General features: G+C 65.5%; 15 protein-coding genes. 9 read left to right on the top strand and 6 right to left on the bottom strand.

What is annotated here, in order from left to right:
- Window positions 1-3: 3 nt before the first annotated feature.
- On the bottom strand, window positions 4-714 hold the full coding sequence (locus tag ABB29_RS13375) for a response regulator transcription factor (protein ID WP_057660049.1): 711 nt from the start codon (window positions 712-714) through the stop codon (window positions 4-6).
- A gap of 280 nt (window positions 715-994) precedes the next feature.
- Here ABB29_RS13375 and ABB29_RS13370 point away from each other — a divergent pair, with 280 nt between their 5' ends.
- Window positions 995-1,774: a phosphatase PAP2 family protein gene (locus tag ABB29_RS13370; protein WP_157062659.1), complete on the top strand. Its 780-nt coding sequence runs from the start codon at window positions 995-997 to the stop codon at window positions 1,772-1,774.
- Window positions 1,771-3,453, top strand: coding sequence for a phosphoethanolamine transferase (locus ABB29_RS13365; RefSeq protein ID WP_057659890.1), 1,683 nt, complete (start codon window positions 1,771-1,773; stop codon window positions 3,451-3,453). Before ABB29_RS13370 ends, ABB29_RS13365 begins: the two co-directional genes overlap by 4 nt.
- 33 nt (window positions 3,454-3,486) lie before the next feature.
- Here ABB29_RS13365 and ABB29_RS13360 read toward each other — a convergent pair whose 3' ends face one another.
- Together ABB29_RS13360 and acs are read right to left on the bottom strand one after the other, a co-directional pair.
- Complete coding sequence (locus tag ABB29_RS13360) at window positions 3,487-4,158, bottom strand: response regulator transcription factor (RefSeq protein ID WP_057659888.1); 672 nt, start codon at window positions 4,156-4,158, stop codon at window positions 3,487-3,489.
- A 104-nt stretch (window positions 4,159-4,262) separates the two neighbouring features.
- Window positions 4,263-6,206 carry an acetate--CoA ligase gene (acs, locus tag ABB29_RS13355; RefSeq protein ID WP_057659886.1) on the bottom strand — a complete coding sequence of 648 codons (1,944 nt, stop codon included), beginning with the start codon at window positions 6,204-6,206 and terminating at the stop codon, window positions 4,263-4,265.
- Window positions 6,207-6,518: 312 nt separating this feature from the next.
- Between acs and ABB29_RS13350 the strand changes: the two genes are divergently transcribed.
- From ABB29_RS13350 to ABB29_RS13340, 3 genes are all read left to right on the top strand, one after another.
- A complete protein-coding gene (locus ABB29_RS13350) occupies window positions 6,519-7,922 on the top strand; it encodes a DcaP family trimeric outer membrane transporter (protein WP_057659885.1) in 1,404 nt (467 codons plus the stop codon).
- An 11-nt stretch (window positions 7,923-7,933) separates the two neighbouring features.
- The gene (locus ABB29_RS13345) at window positions 7,934-9,592 is read left to right on the top strand and encodes an MFS transporter (RefSeq protein WP_057659883.1); all 1,659 of its coding nucleotides are present in this window, start codon (window positions 7,934-7,936) and stop codon (window positions 9,590-9,592) included.
- 156 nt (window positions 9,593-9,748) lie between these two features.
- A complete protein-coding gene (locus tag ABB29_RS13340) occupies window positions 9,749-10,873 on the top strand; it encodes an NADH:flavin oxidoreductase/NADH oxidase (protein ID WP_057659881.1) in 1,125 nt (374 codons plus the stop codon).
- A gap of 31 nt (window positions 10,874-10,904) precedes the next feature.
- Here the strand turns inward: ABB29_RS13340 and ABB29_RS13335 are convergent, their stop codons facing one another.
- A complete protein-coding gene (locus ABB29_RS13335; protein ID WP_245622637.1) occupies window positions 10,905-11,237 on the bottom strand; it encodes an EF-hand domain-containing protein in 333 nt (110 codons plus the stop codon).
- A gap of 104 nt (window positions 11,238-11,341) precedes the next feature.
- Window positions 11,342-12,541, bottom strand: coding sequence for a DesA family fatty acid desaturase (locus ABB29_RS13330; RefSeq protein WP_057659877.1), 1,200 nt, complete (start codon window positions 12,539-12,541; stop codon window positions 11,342-11,344).
- Window positions 12,542-12,782: 241 nt separating this feature from the next.
- Between ABB29_RS13330 and ABB29_RS13325 the strand changes: the two genes are divergently transcribed.
- The 4 genes from ABB29_RS13325 to ABB29_RS13310 all read left to right on the top strand — a co-directional run bounded on the left by ABB29_RS13325 (window position 12,783) and on the right by ABB29_RS13310 (window position 18,022).
- Window positions 12,783-13,595 (top strand): ABC transporter ATP-binding protein, encoded by an 813-nt coding sequence (locus ABB29_RS13325; protein ID WP_057660047.1) that lies wholly within the window; start codon window positions 12,783-12,785, stop codon window positions 13,593-13,595.
- A 19-nt stretch (window positions 13,596-13,614) separates the two neighbouring features.
- Window positions 13,615-14,427, top strand: coding sequence for a bifunctional DNA-formamidopyrimidine glycosylase/DNA-(apurinic or apyrimidinic site) lyase (gene mutM / locus ABB29_RS13320; RefSeq protein ID WP_057659875.1), 813 nt, complete (start codon window positions 13,615-13,617; stop codon window positions 14,425-14,427).
- Between the two features lie 171 nt (window positions 14,428-14,598).
- Complete coding sequence (locus ABB29_RS13315; protein WP_057659874.1) at window positions 14,599-15,165, top strand: ECF-type sigma factor; 567 nt, start codon at window positions 14,599-14,601, stop codon at window positions 15,163-15,165.
- Between the two features lie 13 nt (window positions 15,166-15,178).
- Complete coding sequence (locus tag ABB29_RS13310; protein WP_057659872.1) at window positions 15,179-18,022, top strand: serine/threonine-protein kinase; 2,844 nt, start codon at window positions 15,179-15,181, stop codon at window positions 18,020-18,022.
- Here ABB29_RS13310 and ABB29_RS13305 read toward each other — a convergent pair.
- Window positions 17,999-18,631 carry a thymidine kinase gene (locus ABB29_RS13305; protein WP_057659870.1) on the bottom strand — a complete coding sequence of 211 codons (633 nt, stop codon included), beginning with the start codon at window positions 18,629-18,631 and terminating at the stop codon, window positions 17,999-18,001. The genes ABB29_RS13310 and ABB29_RS13305 overlap by 24 nt on opposite strands.
- Window positions 18,632-18,646 lie beyond the last annotated feature (15 nt).

Genomic DNA, 18,646 nt, shown 5'->3' with positions numbered 1-18,646 from the left:
AGGCTAGCCCGTGGCGGCGCGGTCATCGGCATCTGCATCGGAGGTCCGGGCCAGGCGGTAACCCACCCGCGGCAAGGTATGCAGCAACTTGGTCGGGAACGGCCCGTCCATGCTGCGGCGCAGATCGTAGATATGCGAACGCAACATGTCGCCTTCCGGTGGCGAGTCGCCCCACAGCACGTATTCCAGCCGCTCGCGGGTGACCGCGGCCGGGCTCGCCTGCATCAGGGTTTCCAGCAGCTTGCGGCAGGCCGGGTACAGGTGCAACCGACGTCCGCCACGGCTGGCTTCGAGGGTGTCCAGGTCCAGCCGCAGGTCGGCCACTTCCAGCACCCGCGCGCGGCCACGACCGGCGGCGCGCGCCAGTACCGCTTCCAGCCGCACTTCCAGTTCCGGCAGTGCGAACGGCTTGGTCAGGTAGTCATCGGCACCGGCCCGGAAACCGGCAATCTTGTCCGGCAGTTCATCGCGCGCGGTCAACATGATCACCGGCACCGGGTTGTTGTGTTCTTCGCGCAGGCTGCGCAGGACCTCCTTGCCGTCCATCCGCGGCAGCATCCAGTCCAGCACCACCGCATCGTATGGCTGGGTGCTGGCCAGGTGCAGCCCGGTGATGCCATCGGGGGCGGCATCCAGTACGTGGCCGCGCGCCTCGAAATATTCGAACAGGTTGGCAACCACGTTGCGATTGTCTTCGATGACCAGCAGACGCATGGGCGATTCCCGGGGCAGGAAGGCAAGCTTACGCCCACAGCCGACATCGTGACCAGTGATGGCACGCTCGGACGCCGGCAATGAAAATCGTTTGCGTCCGCAACCCAACCGTTGCTGAAGCATCTGGCGAAAAAACCGTCATAACCCGGGTTTTAACCACCATCCAACACCTTTCCGACCCCGCTCCGACAGTGCCGGCAACAGCATGGTGAGCCATCGGAACCACGATTCCCGTGCCTGGATTTTCTTGATGCAGCTGCCTGATTGCCGGCGACAACGCATGGCCCGAACGCCAATCGCGATGCGCCTGGCCGACAACGACCCGATCTGGATCCATCGTCATATCTTCCTGCCATTGCTGGCCACGCTGGTGGTGCTGGGTGCCTTGTGGCTGGGTGGTGACATGTGGATTGCCGACCATGTCTATGCCTGGGAAGGCCACGCCTGGCGCTTGCGCTTCCATCCTTTGACCCAGGAGCTCATCCATCAACAGGGAAAGCACCTGAGTACGCTTGGCTGGGGCATGGCGTTGCTGGCTTATCTGGCGGGCTTCAGGATCGATGCACTGCGGCCCTGGCGGCGTCCGTTGTTGCTGGTGCTGTTGTCGGTGCTGTTGTCGACCGGGCTGGTGGCCCTGCTCAAACAGCTGACCGGCATGGACTGTCCGTGGGACCTGAGCCGTTATGGCGGCAGCCGGCCATTCATTGCCTTGCTGCAGTTGAGGCCGGCGGGTTTACCGGCTGCGTCGTGCTTCCCCGCCGGCCATGCCAGCGCCGGCTATGCGTGGGTCTGTCTGTACTTCCTGGCCCTGGTGGTGAGTCCTCGCTGGCGCTGGTGGGGGCTGGCCTGCGGGCTGTTGCTGGGCGCGTTGTTCGGGATCTCGCAGCAGCTGCGCGGCGCGCATTTCATGTCGCACGACATCAGTACCCTGGCCTTGTGCTGGTTCACCAGCCTGCTGGTGTATCGCTGGATGTATGTTCCTGCCAGTGCACACGATGGCGTTGCCGTGGCACCGGACAAGCAGATCCAGCCGATACTGCTGCGTGGTGACAGCGCATGAGCACGCCATCTTCCAGCCTGCGTGCGAGCGGCGCGGCGCGCTTCATCGATGTTGCCTGGCTGCGGCACAGGCCGCATATCGGCAGCGAAGTACTGATCCTGCTCGCCAGTCTGTACTTCACGGTGTTCAGCAACGGCGCCTTCTGGCACCAGGTGCTGCCGCATCCGCTGGCGCAATGGCAGCTGGGCCTGGCGTTGCTGGTGATCCTGAGCGGACTGCATGCATTGCTGCTGGCACTGCTGGTACCCACCCGGGCGATCAAGCCGGTGCTGGCGGTGTTGATACTGGTGACCGCAGTGGTCAGCCACTACATGAGTGCCTACGGCATCTACTTCGACGCCGACATGCTGCGCAACATCCTGCATACCGACCGCAAGGAAGCCAGCGAACTGGTCACCTGGCGGCTGTTGATCCCGGTCATCCTGGCGTTGTTGCCGGTCGCTGTGCTGACACGGGTTCAATTGATCCAGCGGCCGCGGCGACGGGCACTGCTTGTGCGCGCGGGCTTCGTGCTGGCGGTGGGCGCTGCGACCGCGCTGGCGGCGATGCTGGCGTTCCAGCCGTTGTCCTCGCTGATGCGCAACCAGCACGAAGTACGCTATCTGGTGGCACCGGCCAACTATCTGGTGTCGTTGGTCACGGTGCTCGGCCACGACGAACCGGTGGCGAAGCCGGCGCGCACCCCGGTGGGCCTGGATGCGCGGCAGGTGCCCGCCGCGACCGGCCGCAAACCCCGCCTGCTGGTACTGGTGGTCGGCGAAACCGCCCGCGCCGCCAACTGGGGCCTGGATGGCTACGAGCGCAACACCACCCCGGAACTCGCCCAGGCCAACGTCATCAACTTCAGCCAGGTCAGCAGCTGTGGCAGCGCGACCGAAGTGTCGCTGCCGTGCATGTTTTCGCGGATAGGTCGCCACGACTATGACGAGAAGGCCATCCGCCAGCAGCAATCGCTGCTGCACGTACTCGACCACGCCGGCATCGCGACCTTGTGGCGTGACAACCAGTCCGGCTGCAAGCATGTCTGTGATGGGTTGCCAACCCAGGCACTGGACGATACCAACGACCCGCGCTGGTGCGATGGCAAACGCTGTCTGGACGAAATCCTGTTGCAGGGACTTGCCGGGCAGGTGGCCACGCCGATGCGCGACCGCGTAGTGGTGCTGCATCAGCTTGGCAACCATGGTCCCAACTATTTCGAACGCTATCCGCCCGGATTCGAGCGTTACTCACCAGTATGCCGCTCGCCGGATCTGGGACAGTGCAGTCGCCAGCAGATCGTCAATGCCTACGACAATGCCCTTGCCTACACTGATCATGTGCTCGCCAGCACCATCCATGCGCTGGCCCAGCTGCCCGGCTACGACACCGCAATGATCTATGTTTCCGATCACGGCGAGTCGCTGGGCGAGAAAGGCCTGTATCTGCATGGCGTTCCCTACGCCATTGCCCCGTCCGAGCAGACCCATGTGCCGATGGTGATGTGGTTTTCATCGGGCTTCGCCTCCGATACCGGACTGGATCTGCAATGCGTCCGCGAGCGCGCTGCCCGGCCTGCAAGCCATGACTACCTGTTCGATTCGGTGCTCGGCATCATGGACGTGCGCAGCCATGTCTACCAACCGCGTTGGGATCTGTTCTCCGCCTGTCGCGGATCGCAGGTCGCCGCGGCGGGCTGATCCGGCCAGGTTGGGTCCGTACCGCGACCGGACTCAATCGCCGTCGGGCAGCACCAGGTCCGAGGCCGCTACCGGATCGACCGACAGCTTGCCGGCCATCAGTACCGCCTGGGTGCGGTTGGTGACCCCGAGTTTGCGCAGGATGGCGGTGACGTGCGCCTTGATGGTCGCCTCGGAAACGCTGAGCTCATAGGCAATCTGCTTGTTGAGGCTGCCGGAGCCCAACATCTGCAGCACCCGGAACTGCTGCGGGGTCAGATCGCGCAGCCGCTGCGCGACTTCGTATTCGTCCTGGCCGATGGCCGGCGCACCCAACGCCGACGCCGGTGCCCAGCGCTCGCCCTCGAGCACCGCGCCGATGGCCTGGCCGATGGTGTCCGAGTCGGCCGACTTCGGAATGAAGCCCAGTGCACCGTGGTCCAGTGCACGCCGCATCACCGTCGGCTCCTCGCGCGCCGACACGATCACCACCGGCAACTGCGGATGCAGTGCGCGCAGGTGGACCAGCGCGTTGAAGCCGTGGGCGCCAGGCATGTTGAGATCCATCAGCAGCAGATCCGCGTCCGGATGCGCCTCGACCAGTGCATACAGCGCATCGACGCTGTCGGCCTCGTGCAGTCGCATCCCCGGCATCACCCGCTGCACCGCCCCGCGCAGCGCTTCGCGGAACAGCGGATGGTCATCGGCGATCAGCAGTGTGGTCATGGGGGCTGGCGGTGGCGGGGAAGCGTGTTCGGGCGGGCATCATAAGCCGGACGCTGGCAACGCCGGCTTATCGGTGGTCGATGCCTGGCAAGCGCATGCGGGTTTCATTTGACCTTGCGCTCGGAAACCAGTGAATCGACCACGCCCGGATCAGCCAGGGTCGAGGTGTCGCCCAGCTGGTCCGGCGCGTTCTCGGCAATCTTGCGCAGAATCCGGCGCATGATCTTGCCCGAACGGGTCTTCGGCAGGCCCGGCGCCCATTGCAGGTGATCCGGCGTCGCTATCGGACCGATTTCCTTGCGCACCCAGGCCACCAGTTCCTTGACCAGATCATCGCCCGGTGCCTCGCCGGCCTTGAGGGTGACATAGGCGTAGATGCCCTGGCCCTTGATGTCGTGTGGGAAGCCAACCACCGCTGCTTCGGCGACCTTCGGATGCGCGACCAGCGCGCTTTCGACTTCGGCGGTACCGATACGATGGCCACTGACGTTGATGACATCGTCGACGCGGCCGGTGATCCAGTAGTAACCATCCTCGTCGCGTCGGCAGCCGTCACCGGTGAAGTACGTCCCCGGATAGGTCCGGAAGTAGGTATCGATGAAGCGCTGGTGGTCGCCGTAGACGCTGCGCATCTGCCCCGGCCACGAATCCAGCAGCACCAGGTTGCCTTCGGTCGCGCCTTCCAGCACCTCGCCATTGGCGTCGACCAGCGCCGGCTGCACGCCGTAGAACGGCAGCGTCGCCGATCCCGGCTTGAGCGCGATCGCGCCGGCCAACGGCGTGATCATGATGCCGCCGGTCTCGGTCTGCCACCAGGTATCGACAATCGGGCAGCGCGAATCGCCAACCACTTCGTAATACCAGCGCCAGGCTTCGGGATTGATCGGCTCGCCAACGCTGCCGAGCAGGCGCAGCGACTTGCGCGAGGTCTTTTTCACTGGCTCCTCGCCCTCGCGCATCAACGCGCGTATCGCGGTCGGCGCGGTGTAGAACAGGGTCACCTGGTGCTTGTCGATGACCTGCCAGAAGCGCGACATGTCCGGGTAGTTGGGCACACCCTCGAACATCAGCGCGGTGGCGCCATTGGCCAGCGGGCCGTAGACGATGTAACTGTGGCCGGTGACCCAGCCGACGTCGGCGGTGCACCAGTAGACATCATCCTCGCGCAGATCGAATACCGCCTCATGGGTATAGGCCGCGTACAGCAGGTAGCCACCGGTGGTGTGCAGCACACCCTTGGGTTTGCCGGTCGAGCCGGAGGTGTAGAGGATGAACAGCGGATCCTCGGCATTCATGCGCTCGGGTTCGCACTCGGCCGGCTGGCCTTCGACCACCGCGTCGAACCAGCGGTCGCGCGGCATCTGCATGTCGACCGCGCCACCGGTATGGCGGACCACCAGTACGGTTTCCACGCTGTTGGTGCCGGGCAGCTTGAGCGCGGCATCGACGTTGGCCTTCAGCGGGATCTTCCTGCCACCGCGCAGCCCCTCGTCGGCGGTGATGATAAGCTTGCTGCCGCAGTCGGCAACGCGGTCGGCAATCGAGTTGGGAGCAAAGCCGCCGAACACCACCGAGTGGATCGCGCCGATGCGCGCGCAGGCCAGCATCGCTACCGCAGCGTCGGGAATCATCGGCATGTAGATGGTGACCCGGTCGCCCTTCTGCACGCCCAGTGCGCGCAGGGCGTTGGCCAGCCGGCAGGTGCGTTCGTACAGCTCGCGATAGGTCACCGGATAGGAGGCCGCATCGGGGCTGTCGGGTTCGAACAACAACGCGGTCTTGTCGCCGCGCTTCTCAAGCTGGCGATCCAGACAGTTGACGCTGGCGTTGAGCTCGCCATCCTCGAACCAGCGGATGCGGAAATCATCGAGGTCGTAACTGACGTTCTTGATCCGGGTGGGCGCTTTGTACCAGTCCAGCCGCTGCGCTGCCTGCTTCCAGAAGGCCTCCGGATCCCGGACCGAAGTCTGGTAGTCACGCTGGTAGTCTTCGCCGCTGATGCGCGCCTGGCTGGCAAACGCCGGGTCGACGGGGTAGAGGTCGGTCATGGGGCCCTCCCGAGCACTGATGATGGGGTTGGATTATCTGCCGGCAGCTGCCGCGCCGTAGGCAACGGCGGATGACATGCACTCAAGCGTCGAGTTTGCCGCATTCCGGCATGCGGCATTGCAGCAACCAGCTTAGACCTTGGTCGTATCCGGCTGCCGCGCGCTTGCCCGCATGACTGCGCCGGAGGCTGTTTTCAAGTGCTTTCGCGCATGCACCCGGCCACTACGACTAATGGCGAATGGTGGCCGCGCACGTCTGGCGCAAGGCTCCGGACACCACGTCGGCAGGCGTGCGTTTCTTCGGGAGGGGTTATGAACACACGTTTCAGGTCGATGGCGCGCCGGCCCTTGGCGACGGCATTGTTTGTAGCCTTGCTGGCACCGGGCATGGCGTTCGCGCAGTCCGCCAGGGAACAGGCACTCGAGGCCCGCGTGGCCGAGCTGGAAAAGCAGGTGCAGTTGTTGTTGTCCGCGCAGCAGCAACAGCAGGGACAGATTGAACAGACCCAGAGCCAGGTGACCGCGGTGCAGTCAGCGCAGGCCAGTGCACCGGCGGTCGCTGCCGTGCCCGCGGGCAAGCAGCCGATCCAGTCAACCACCATCACCACCGCCGCCAATCCGGGATCGGTGTTTTCCTATGGCGGTTTCATCAAGCTCGACGCGATGGTCACCGACACCAGCGACGGCCCGATTGCCGATGGCAACTCCGGTCGCCTGTTCTATGTGCCCAGTACCATCCCGGTGGCTGGCGAGGGTGTCAGTGGCGGCGACCCGTACACCGATTTCCACGCCCAGTTCTCGCGTTTCTGGTTTGGCGTCGACAACGTCACCGACAACGGCGACAAGTTCAAGGCCTACATCGAAGCGGACTTCTTTGGCGGCGGCAGCAATGCACTGGCCGGCAACGAAACCTCCACCAATACCTACGCGGTGACCCTGCGCCAGGCCTACGTCAGCTGGAACAACTGGCTGGCCGGCCAGACCTGGTCCAACTTCCAGGACGTGGCGGCGTTGCCGGACGCGGTGGATTTCGTCGGCGTCACCGACGGCACCACCTTCGTCCGCCAGGCGCAGGTCCGTTACACCAACGGTGCCTGGTCGGTGTCGGCGGAAAACCCGGAAACCACGCTGCAGGGGTTCAATGCACGACTGCCCAATTCCGGCGACGACGTCATGCCCGACATCACCGGGCGCTGGCTGACCAAGGGCGACTGGGGCCATTTCACCGTGGCCGGTTTGCTGCGCCAGTTCAAGTACGGCGACGAAACCGACACCGGCGCCGCGGTCAGCGTGTCCGGCAAGTTCAACATGGGTGACAGCGACGACCTGCGCTACATGGTCAACGCCGGCAGCGGCATCGGCCGCTACATGGCGTTCGGCCTGGGTGCCGACACCGTGGTCGAGCTGGATGCCAACGGCAACATCATCGACATCAATGCGCTGGACGGCTACGGCGGCTTTGTCTCCTGGCGCCATGTCTGGAGTCCGAAACTGCGCACCAACCTGATGTATTCGGCGGCCGAGTTCGACAACGACCCGGCCATCACCGGCTACGCCGCCACCGAACGCGCGCAGTCGGTGCACGCCAACGTCATCTACTCGCCGTTCCCGAAACTGGATATCGGCGCCGAGGTCGGCTACGGCAAGCGCGAACTGGAAGATGACCGCGAGGGTGATCTGAAGCGGTTCCAAACCTCCGTCAAGTACAGCTTCTAAAGGGGAATTCAATGAACACAAGCAGCAGCCCGGCGCCGTCGGGCACCCTGACCCAGGGCCACAAGAAGGTCATCTTCGCGTCCAGCCTGGGCACGGTCTTCGAGTGGTACGACTTCTATCTTTACGGCTCGTTGGCGGCCATCATCGCCAAGCAGTTCTTCAGCGGCGTCAACGAAACCACCGGCTTCATCTTCGCCCTGCTGGCATTTGCCGCCGGCTTTGCGGTGCGGCCTTTCGGCGCACTGGTGTTTGGCCGCATCGGCGACATGATCGGACGCAAGTACACGTTCCTGGTGACCATCGTCATCATGGGCATATCCACGTTCCTGGTCGGCGTGTTGCCCAGTTACGCCAGCATCGGGATAGCGGCGCCGATCATCCTGATCGTATTGCGCCTGTTGCAGGGCCTGGCCCTGGGTGGCGAGTACGGTGGTGCGGCGACCTACGTGGCCGAGCATGCTCCCAATGGCAAGCGCGGGCTGTACACCAGCTTCATCCAGACCACCGCCACGGTCGGCTTGCTGCTGTCGCTGATCATCATCCTTGGCGTGCGCACGGCGATCGGTACCGAGGCGTTCGAGGACTGGGGCTGGCGCATTCCGTTCCTGGTATCGATCATCCTGCTGGGCGTATCGGTGTGGATCCGCATGCAATTGAGCGAATCGCCGCTGTTCCAGCAGATGAAGGCCGAAGGCAAGCAGTCGAAGGCACCGCTGACCGAAAGCTTCCTGTCCAAGAACGGCGGCATCGTGCTGCTGGCGCTGCTCGGCGCGACCGCCGGCCAGGCGGTGGTCTGGTACGCCGGCCAGTTCTATGCGATGTACTTCCTTGGCCAATCGCTCAAGGTCGACGCCACGACCACCTGGTTGATGATCGGCGCGGCGCTGATCATCGGCACCCCGTTCTTCGTCTTCTTCGGCTGGCTGTCGGACAAGATCGGCCGCAAGAAGATCGTCATGGCCGGCTGCCTGATCGCGGCACTGACTTACTTCCCGCTGTTCAAGGCGCTGACCCATTACGCCAACCCGGCCATCGAAGAGGCCAGCACCAGCGCGCCGGCGGTGATCCACGCCGACCCCGACAGCTGCAACTTCCAGTTCGATCCAGTTGGCAAGAAGAAGTTCATCAGCTCCTGTGACATCGCCGCTACCGCCCTGGCCAAGGCCGGCGTGCCCTACACCGTGCAGGATCTGCCGGCCGGCAGCGTGGCCAAGGTCAGCATCGGCAGCACCGAGGTCACCAGCTATGAAGGTGCCGGCCTGAGCGCCGGGGATGCCAAGAGCCAGGGCGATACCTTCACCGGCGCGCTGAAGGCGGCGCTGGCCCAGGCCGGTTATCCGGAGAAAGCCGACCCGGCGCGGATCAACAAGCCGATGGTGATCCTGATCCTGACCATCCTGGTGATCTACGTGACCATGGTCTACGGCCCGATTGCGGCATGGCTGGTGGAGCTGTTCCCGACCCGTATCCGCTACACCTCGATGTCGCTGCCGTACCACATCGGCAACGGCTGGTTTGGTGGCTTCCTGCCAACGATCTCGTTCGCGCTGGTGGCAGCGACCGGCAATATCTACTACGGGCTGTGGTATCCGATCGTCATCGCCTTGATGACCTTCGTCATCGGCTCGTTGTTCCTGCGCGAAACCAAGGACGTGGACATCACCAAGTAAGTCCACGCGACACCGCTCTCCCCCGCCGGACGCTGTTGTCCGGTCTCCTCACGCCGGCCCTGGTGGCCGGCGTTTTTTTTGCGCCGGTGGCCGTGGTTAACCGTGCGCTGATGACAGCGATGGCAGAATCGTCATTCGCCCACCGGGACATCATCCATGACCGACCTGTTCTCACCGCTGCCACTGCGCGCCATCACCCTGCCCAATCGCCTGGTGGTATCACCGATGTGCCAGTACTCGGCCGCCGAAGGCATGGTCAATGACTGGCACTTCGCGCATCTGTCGCGGTTCGCGCTAGGTGGTTTCGGCACGGTCATGGTGGAAGCCTCGGCGGTTACCCCCGAAGGCCGCATCAGCCCGGGCGATGTCGGTATCTGGAACGACAGCCAGGCCGGCGCGCTGGCGCGCATCGCCACGTTCCTGAAGTCACAGGGCACGATCGCCGCCATCCAGCTGGCACACGCCGGGCGCAAGGCATCGACGCGGCGCCCCTGGCATGGTGGCACCGCCCTGGACGCCGGTGATCTGCGCCAGCGTGGCGAAGTGGCGTGGCAGACCGTGGCACCCAGCGTGCTTGCCCATGCCGACGACTACCCGCAGCCGGTGGCCCTGGACGAGGCCGGCATGGAAGCGATCTGCCAGGCCTTCGTCGACGCCACCCGGCGTGCCGAGGCGGCGGGCTTTGACATGGTCGAAGTGCATTGCGCGCACGGTTACCTGCTGCACCAGTTCCTGTCGCCGCTGTCCAACCAGCGCGACGATGCCTATGGCGGCAGCCTGCAACATCGCATGCGTTTCCCGTTGCGGGTGATTGCCGCGGTACGCAAGGCCTGGCCAGACGACAAGCCACTGCTGGTACGCATTTCCGCCATCGATGCCGCCGCCGGTGGCTGGCAGCTGGATGACAGCGTGGAGTTCTGCCACGCGCTCAAAGCCCTCGGCGTGGATGTGGTGGATTGCTCGTCAGGCGGTATCACGTCGAGCTACGAGGGGCCGGGTGGCCCCGGCTACCAGGTGCCGTATGCGCGCCGCATCCGCGAGCAGACCGGCGTGGCGACGATGGCCGTCGGCCTGATCACCGATCCACGGCAGGCGCAGTCGATTATCAATAACGGCGATGCGGATCTGGTGGCGCTGGCACGGCAGGCCCTGGTCGATCCGCAGTGGCCGCTGCATGCGGAAAAACAATTGGGTGGCGATCCCACCGATTTCTCCCGCTGGCCGTTGCAATCGGCCAGCCGGCTGGCGGCGCGTGCCAAGTCACTGGCTCGGCACGGCTGACCGCCGCTGCATCAGCGCCGCCGCGGTTCGCCTACAGGGGCGGCGCCGCCAGTTCGCGGGCACTCAGATAGCCATCGCGATTGGCATCCTGGCGCTGGAACCGCTGCGCCAGGATCTGCAGATGGCTGGCGCGGCTGATCGGTGCGCCCTTGCCACCGGGCAGTTCCGCCGCCGCCAGCACGCCGTCGCCATCGGCATCACGTGCATCGAATGCGTAGCTCATCCATTGCTGGTACTCGGACAGGCTGACCCGCCCATCGCCATCGCGGTCCATCCGCGCCAGGTAATCGCTGGTCGCGCTGACCTGTGCCGAGGCTGCCATCGGCAGCCAGCACCACGGCAGGCAGATCAGGAGGTGACGCATGCGGATCATGGCGTGATGGTGATGGAATGAGCCTTGTCTGATTGGTTTCTGGCGCGGCCGACCAGCAAACCGTCCGCGCAGATGGGCAGGGTCCGCCCTGCCCACTAGTGGGCCAGGGCGTAGCCTTTCAACCGCTGCGAATATTCCTGCAAGGCACGGATGCCGCTGGCTTCGGCTTCCTGGCACCAGGCCTGCAGCTGGCGCAGGCGCTCGCCGGCGTCGTGGCTGCGCGCTTCCAGCACGCCGGCCAGGCGCTTGCGGTGTTCGACCAGCGCGCGGATGCGCGGCCGCTGGGCGACGAAGGCCTGCAGCTGCGCGCGCGCTTCGGGCTTCAGCCAGCGCCCGTCATCGACCAGTCCGCGCCGCAGTTTGCCGGGCAGCAATGCCCGCAGGCGAGCGCCAGCGGCGGCCGCTTCCTCGCGCAGGGCCGGCTTGAGCACGTTGCGCTGGTATTCGGTCATCGCCAGGAACCGGTGCGACAGCAGCGCCTTGAGCGTGTCGGTGTCAGGCACGCTGATGTTGGGGCGGATATCCAGGCTGGGAGCGACCCGCAGCACCTTGGCCAATCCAACCTTTTCCAGCGACTTGATGGCCAGCCAGCCGATGTCCAGTTCCCAGCGGCGCATTGAAAAGCGCGCCGAGCTCGGGAATGCATGATGGTTGTTGTGCAGTTCCTCGCCACCAATCCACAACCCCCATGGGGTGAGGTTGGTGGAGGTATCGGCGGACTCGAAGTTGCGGTAACCCCACCAGTGCCCCAGCCCGTTGACCACGCCGGCGGCCCAGAACGGAATCCATGCCATCTGGATCGCCCACAAGGCAATCCCGGGCAGGCCGAACAACACCGTATTGATGAACAAGAGCAGCACCGGCCCCATCGTCGCGTGTGGCGTGTACAGGTGCCGTTCCAGCCAGTCATCGGGTGCACCCTTGCCGTACTGCTCGATGTCCTCGCGCTGCCAGCGCGCCTCGCGGTACAGCTCGACCCCGCGCCAGAACACGTTGCCGATGCCCTTGGTCCGCGGGCTGTGCGGATCTTCATCAGTCTCCACCTTGGCGTGGTGCTTGCGATGGATGGCCACCCATTCGCGGGTGATCATCGACGTGGTCAGCCAGGTCCAGAAACGGAAGCAATGATTGAGCAGCGGATGGAAATCGACGCCGCGATGCGCCTGGCTTCGATGCAGGTACAGGGTGACCGAAAAAATGGTCAGCTGGGTCACCACCAGCAGCACTGCCAGCAGTTCCCACCAGCCCAGCCCGACCAGGCCGCCGGTCAACCATTCAAGCCATGTTTGAGACATCACGCCACTCCAGACAAGATGCGGGCGCCCAGCCCGCCGCAACCTCTATGATGCGGCCGCCGCGGCCGGATTTCACCCGACGCCGGCGCATGGTGTTCATGCTTGCATGCAGCGCCGCCTTGGCCACGCGGGGTGGTGGGATGCGAAGATGCAGGCTGCTCCCTGTTGCCCGCTGCCGATGAATGTCGAAGACGTTTCCCTGCCCGCTGCCGCTGACCAGCTGACACCGGATCCACTGGATCTGATCGCGCTGGACCGCGCGACCGTGATCCGCGGCGAGGCAGTCGTCCTGGACCAGCTGTCACTGCGCATCCGCCTGGGCCAGCACAGCGTGCTGCTCGGTCCCAACGGTTGCGGCAAATCGACCTTCATCAAGCTGATCAACCGCGAGCTGTACCCGCTGGCGCGCGAGGGTGAAACGCCGGTGCGGGTGCTGGGCATGCAGCGCTGGCGGATCACCGATCTGCGCAGCCAGCTGGGTCTGGTCAGCGGTGACCTTGGCCAGCGGCTGCAGGAAATGCACCAGCTCAGCGCGCGCGAAGCGGTGCTCAGCGGTTTTTTCGCCAGTTTCGTGATCCCGCCCGATGCCACGATCGACCCGGCGATGGAAGCGCAGGCGCAGGTGGCGCTTGAGCGCGTGCAGGCCGGCCATCTGGCCCCGCGCCTGCTGGCCGAGCTGTCCACCGGCGAAGCGCGCCGGGTGCTGATCGCCCGTGCGCTGGTGCACCAGCCACTGGCGCTGTTGCTGGACGAGCCGACCGCCGGCCTCGACGTGGTGGCGCAGCAGCAGTTCCTGGCACTGTTGTCGGAACTGGCCGGGCAAGGCATCACCCTGGTGCTGGTCACCCATCATCTCGAAGAGATCATTCCCGCCTTCGAGCGGATCATCCTGCTGCAGCAGGGCAAGCTGCTGGCCGACGGCACCCCGGCACGGGTGTTGACCAGTGAACTGCTGTCACATGCCTATGGCGGCGAGGTCAGGGTCTGCCGCGAGGACGGCCGCTACCGGGCGGTAGCAGCGGCCTGGCCATCGGAAAGCAGCCACCATCCATGACAGGCACTAGACTGGACCCATGCCCGAACTACCCGAAGTAGAAACCACCCGCCGCGGCCTGGCCCCGCATGTGCAAGGCCGCCGCATCGAACAGGTAACCCTGCGCCGCGCCAACCTGCGCTGGCCAATCCCGGCGGAGATCAGCGAGCAGCTGCCCGGGCAGCGGATCAAGCAGGTACGCCGCCGTGCCAAGTACCTGTTGCTGGATGTGGATGACGGCAGCGCGCTGCTGCACCTGGGCATGTCCGGCAGCCTGCGGGTGCTGCCTGGCGATACCCCGCTACGCGCGCATGATCATGTCGACATCGCGCTGGACGACGGCCGCGTGCTGCGCTTCAACGATCCACGTCGTTTTGGCAGCCTGCTGTGGCAGCCGGCCGGGCAGGTCCACGAGCTGCTGCAGGCGCTGGGACCGGAGCCGCTGTCGGAGGATTTCAGCGGCGACTATCTGTTCGAGCGCAGTCGCGGACGCAAAGCACCGGTCAAGACCTTTCTGATGGATCAGGCCGTGGTGGTCGGGGTCGGCAACATCTACGCCGCCGAAAGCCTGTTCCAGGCCGGGATATCACCATTGCGGGCCGCCGGCGCGGTGTCCCGTGAGCGCTACCGGCGATTGGCCGCCGAGGTGAAGGTGATCCTCGAGCAGGCGATCCAGCGCGGCGGTACCACCCTGCGCGACTTCATCAGTCCGGACGGGGCACCGGGGTATTTCGAGCAGGAGCTGTCGGTCTATGGCCGCGACGGCTTGCCATGCCTGCACTGCGGACGGCCGTTGCGGCATGCCAGCGTCGGCCAGCGCGCTACCGTCTGGTGTGGCAGCTGCCAGCGCTGAAGCCGGTCGCCTGACGATGGCCCTTCGGTGCGCCTCTGCCGCCTTGGAAGGCGGGATTCCCCCGCTTCGCGCCACCTTCGCGCCCCATCAACCACCGCCCCGCATCGGCTGTTTGTGCCTTCCAATCTCATTTGCAGCTATATTCAGCACGCTGTCAGCACAGGAAGGCTCATGAACGACACACCCGACATCACGTTGTGGCTGGACTCGGCACGCAACGGCAACCGTGATGCGCTCGACCGCGTGCTGTCCACGCTGTACCAGGAACTGCACACCATGGCCCGGCGCCAGTTGTCGGGGCAGCACGGCCATACCCTGGACGCGACCGCGCTGGTGCATGAGTCCTACCTCAAGCTGATTGGGTCCACTGGCGGGGCCAGGTTCGAGGACCGCGCGCATTTCTTCGCCTACGCGGCTTCTTCCATGCGCAGCGTGGTGGTCGATTACGCGCGCAGCCGGCTGGCCCGCAAACGTGGTGGCGACCTCAAGCGGGTGGCGGAAATCCCCGAGGAACTGGAAGGCCACCTGCGCCTGGACGAAGACATGCTGGCGCTGAATGCGGCGCTGGACAAACTGGGCGCAGCCGACGAGCGCCTGGCCAAGGTCGTGGAGTTGCGTTACTTCGCCGGCCTTTCGGAACTGGAAATCGCTGAACTGCTGCAGCGCTCCGAGCGCAGCATCCGCCGCGACTGGCAGAAGGCGCGGCTGTTCCTGCTGGCCGACATGCAGGACGACTGAGTCGGCCCCGGCGATGGATGCCGCCCGCTGGAAGCGCGTATCACCGTTGCTGGACGTGCTGCTGGAACTGCAGGCGGACGCGCGCGCCGCGCGGCTGGCGACGCTGCGCGCGCAGGACCCTGAGCTGGCCAGTGATGTCGAAGCATTGCTGGCGATGGAGCAGGACAATGACGACTTCCTCGTCGCTCCGCTGATCGACAAACCCGACCAGCACTCGCACACCGGCACCCGGGTTGGCCCCTATCAGCTGGAAACGCTGCTGGGTGAAGGTGGCATGGGGATGGTCTGGCTGGCGAGCCGCGCCGACGGCCTGTACCAGCGGCGGGTCGCACTGAAACTGCTGCGGCCCGGCCTGGCCGATCCCAACCTGCGGCTGCGCTTCAGTCGCGAACGCGAAATCCTGGCGCGGCTGGAGCATCCCAATATCGCCCGCCTGCTGGATGCCGGCATCGATGAACGCGGCCAGCCCTACCTGGCGCTGGAATATGCCGAAGGCCTGCCGATCAACGAGTACGCGCGCGAGCATGGGCTGTCCATCGACGAACGGCTGGCACTGTTCGCGCAGGTATGCGAGGCGGTCAGCCACGCCCACGCCAACCTGATCGTCCATCGCGACCTCAAGCCATCCAACATCCTGGTGACCGCCAGCGGCGAAGTGCGCCTGCTGGACTTCGGCATCGCCAAGCTGCTCGACGATGACGATGCGCCACCGCCACTGCACCCACGCACCGAAATCCGCGCCTTCACCCTGCACTACGCCGCGCCCGAGCAGATCCGCGGCGAACTGGTGACCACCCGCACCGACGTCTATTCACTGGGCGTGGTGTTGTACGAGCTGCTGAGCCGGGCCAAGCCATACCGGCTGCGCCGGCAGACCGATGCCGAGTGGGAAGAGGCGATCCTGGCCGTGGATCCGCTGCGTCCGTCACTGGCCATCCAGCGCAATCCCGATGGCAGTGCCAACACGTCTGTTTACGTGCGCCGCGATGCGCGCCGCCTGCGCGGTGACCTCGACAACATCATCCTGAAAGCGCTGGCCAAGGCACCGGTACATCGCTATCCGTCGGTCGAAGCGCTGGCACGCGACATCCAGCAGCACCTGCAGGGGCGGCCAGTGCAGGCGCGATCGCAGAGTCTTGGCTACCGGATGGTGAAATATGTCAGCCGCCACCGGGTGGTGATCCTGTTCGGTTCACTGGTCGCGCTGGCGTTGCTTGGCGCATTGCTGGTCAGCGTGTGGCAGGGCGAACAGACACGCCGCGAGGCGCAGCGCGCGCAGGCCATGCAGCGCTTCATGATCGGCCTGTTCGACAACGCCGGCGTGGCCCAGCGCGGACGCCTGTACGACGCGCGCGCGCTGCTGCAGGCCGGTGAGGCACGTGGCGCCGCCGAGCTGGCGCGGCAACCGCTGACCCATGCCGAGCTGATGGGCACCATCGCCCGCCTGCACCTGGGCCTGGGCGACTACCGCGAGGCGCAGGCGCTGCTGCAGAAGCAACAGGCGTTGCTGCAATCGTTGTCCTCGGTTCCGCCACGGCTGCGGCTGGAATCGCTGACCATGCGCGCACGTGCGCTCAATCTGCTGGGTCGCTCGGGCGAATGCACGCAGCTGCTGGCACGGGAAGTGCCGGCATGGGAAGCACTGCAAGCCCAGCTGCCGGCGCATGTTGCCTCGCTGCTGACCGCCGTCGGCCGCTGCCAGCGATCAAACGGCGATTTCCAGGGCGCCCGGGAGCACTTCCAGCAATCGCATAAGCTGCGGGTGCAACTGCAGGATCATGCCGGCGTGGCCGAGAACCTGTGGAATCTGGCGTCGCTGGATCAGGACCAGGGCAATCTCGACGAAGCCTGGCGGGGTTACCAGGGGGCCCTCTCCTACCTGGGTCAACACGTGCCGGAGCGGACACCGGTCAGCATCGATATCGAGCGCAGCATCGCCGTGCTGCAACGCGACCGCGGCGAGGTCGCCGCCGCCCGCGCCAGCCTGCAACGTGCGCTGACGCTGTCACGCGAGGTGCACGGTGCCGATCATCCAGTGACGCTGGAACTGCGTCGCCAGCTGGCCAGCCTGCAGGCCGACGTCGGTGAATATCGCTTGGCGCAGCAGGCCTTGCGCGAGATCCAGGCCAGCACACTGGCGGCGATGGGGCCGGGCCACCCGCAGACCGCCGCCGGCTGGAACGCGCTGGGCATGATCGCCTGGCAGTTGGGGGAACAGGAGCGTGCACTGCAACTGATGGCGCGTGCGGTGCGGACCTGGCGAACGCCCGACGGCCGCCGCCAACTGCCGGGCGGGCTGTTCAACTACGCCATGGTGCTGCATGACGCCGGCAGGCAGGACGAAGCGCTGGCAGCACTCAACGAAGCACGCCAGTTGCGCGCCCGCCAATATGGTGCCAGCCATCCACTGGTCGGTGACACCGACCGGCTGATCGGCGAGGTGCTGGCAGCCCAGGGCAAACTGGATGCGGCCGATGCCTACTTCCAGCGCGCGGTGGCGCTGACCCGGGTCGGCTACGGACCCGACCACCCGCGCAGCCTGTATGCCCGCTTGTCGGCTGCGCTGCAGTGGCAACGCCAGGGCAAGGCGGTGAGCGCGCTGCAGGAACTCAATCGACTGGCCGCGCAGCAGGGCCAGGGCAGCGAGTACGATCAGTTGCGATGGCTGGCACGCGCCCATGCCGATGCCATCCGCTGCCGCGGCAGCCATCGCGATCTTGCCCTGCGTGATCTGCAGACATTGGATGCGACCCTGCATATCGCCCGCGCCGATGGTGGGGTCATCCCACGCCGGATTGCCTCTCTGCGCGAGCAGTGCCTGTCGCCGCCGCTATCAACGACCGCCATCCAGAGGTAATGGCACCTGCTGGGGTTCGATGCGGCCCTCGCCACGCGCCACCTTCTTGAACTCCGCACGGCTCACCGACACGTAGCGATCGTTGCCACCGATCTCCACCTGCGGCCCATCGCGCACCGCAAGCCCCTGTTCATTGACGCGCACGGTCATGGTGGCCTTGCTGCCGGTATGGCAGATCGTCTTGATCTCGCTGATCTCGTCAGCCCAGGCCAGCAGGTACTGGCTGCCCTCGAACAGCTCGCCACGGAAATCGGTGCGCAGGCCGTAGCACAGCACCGGAATCCGCAAGCCATCGACCACGTCGCTCAACTGCCAGACCTGGGCGCGGCTGAGAAACTGCGCTTCATCGACCAGCACGCAATGCAGCGGTCCGTGCGCATCGATGTCCTGCCGCACGCACGCCTGCAAATCGGAATCCCCATCGAAGGCGGTCGCCACCGCGCGCAGACCGATCCGCGAGGCCACCACCCCTTCATCGACGCGCGTATCCAGCCGTGGCGTCAGGATCAGCACCCGCATCCCGCGCTCGCGGTAGTTGTGCGCCGACTGCAGCAGCGTGGTGGTCTTGCCGGCATTCATCGCCGAATAATAGAAATAGAGCTTGGCCATCCGCCGATTTTAGAG

This window comes from Pseudoxanthomonas dokdonensis, from assembly GCF_001431405.1.
In the GTDB taxonomy this organism is placed as follows: Bacteria; Pseudomonadota; Gammaproteobacteria; order Xanthomonadales; family Xanthomonadaceae; genus Pseudoxanthomonas_A; species Pseudoxanthomonas_A dokdonensis.
This window is presented reverse-complemented; position numbering and strand designations above follow the sequence as displayed.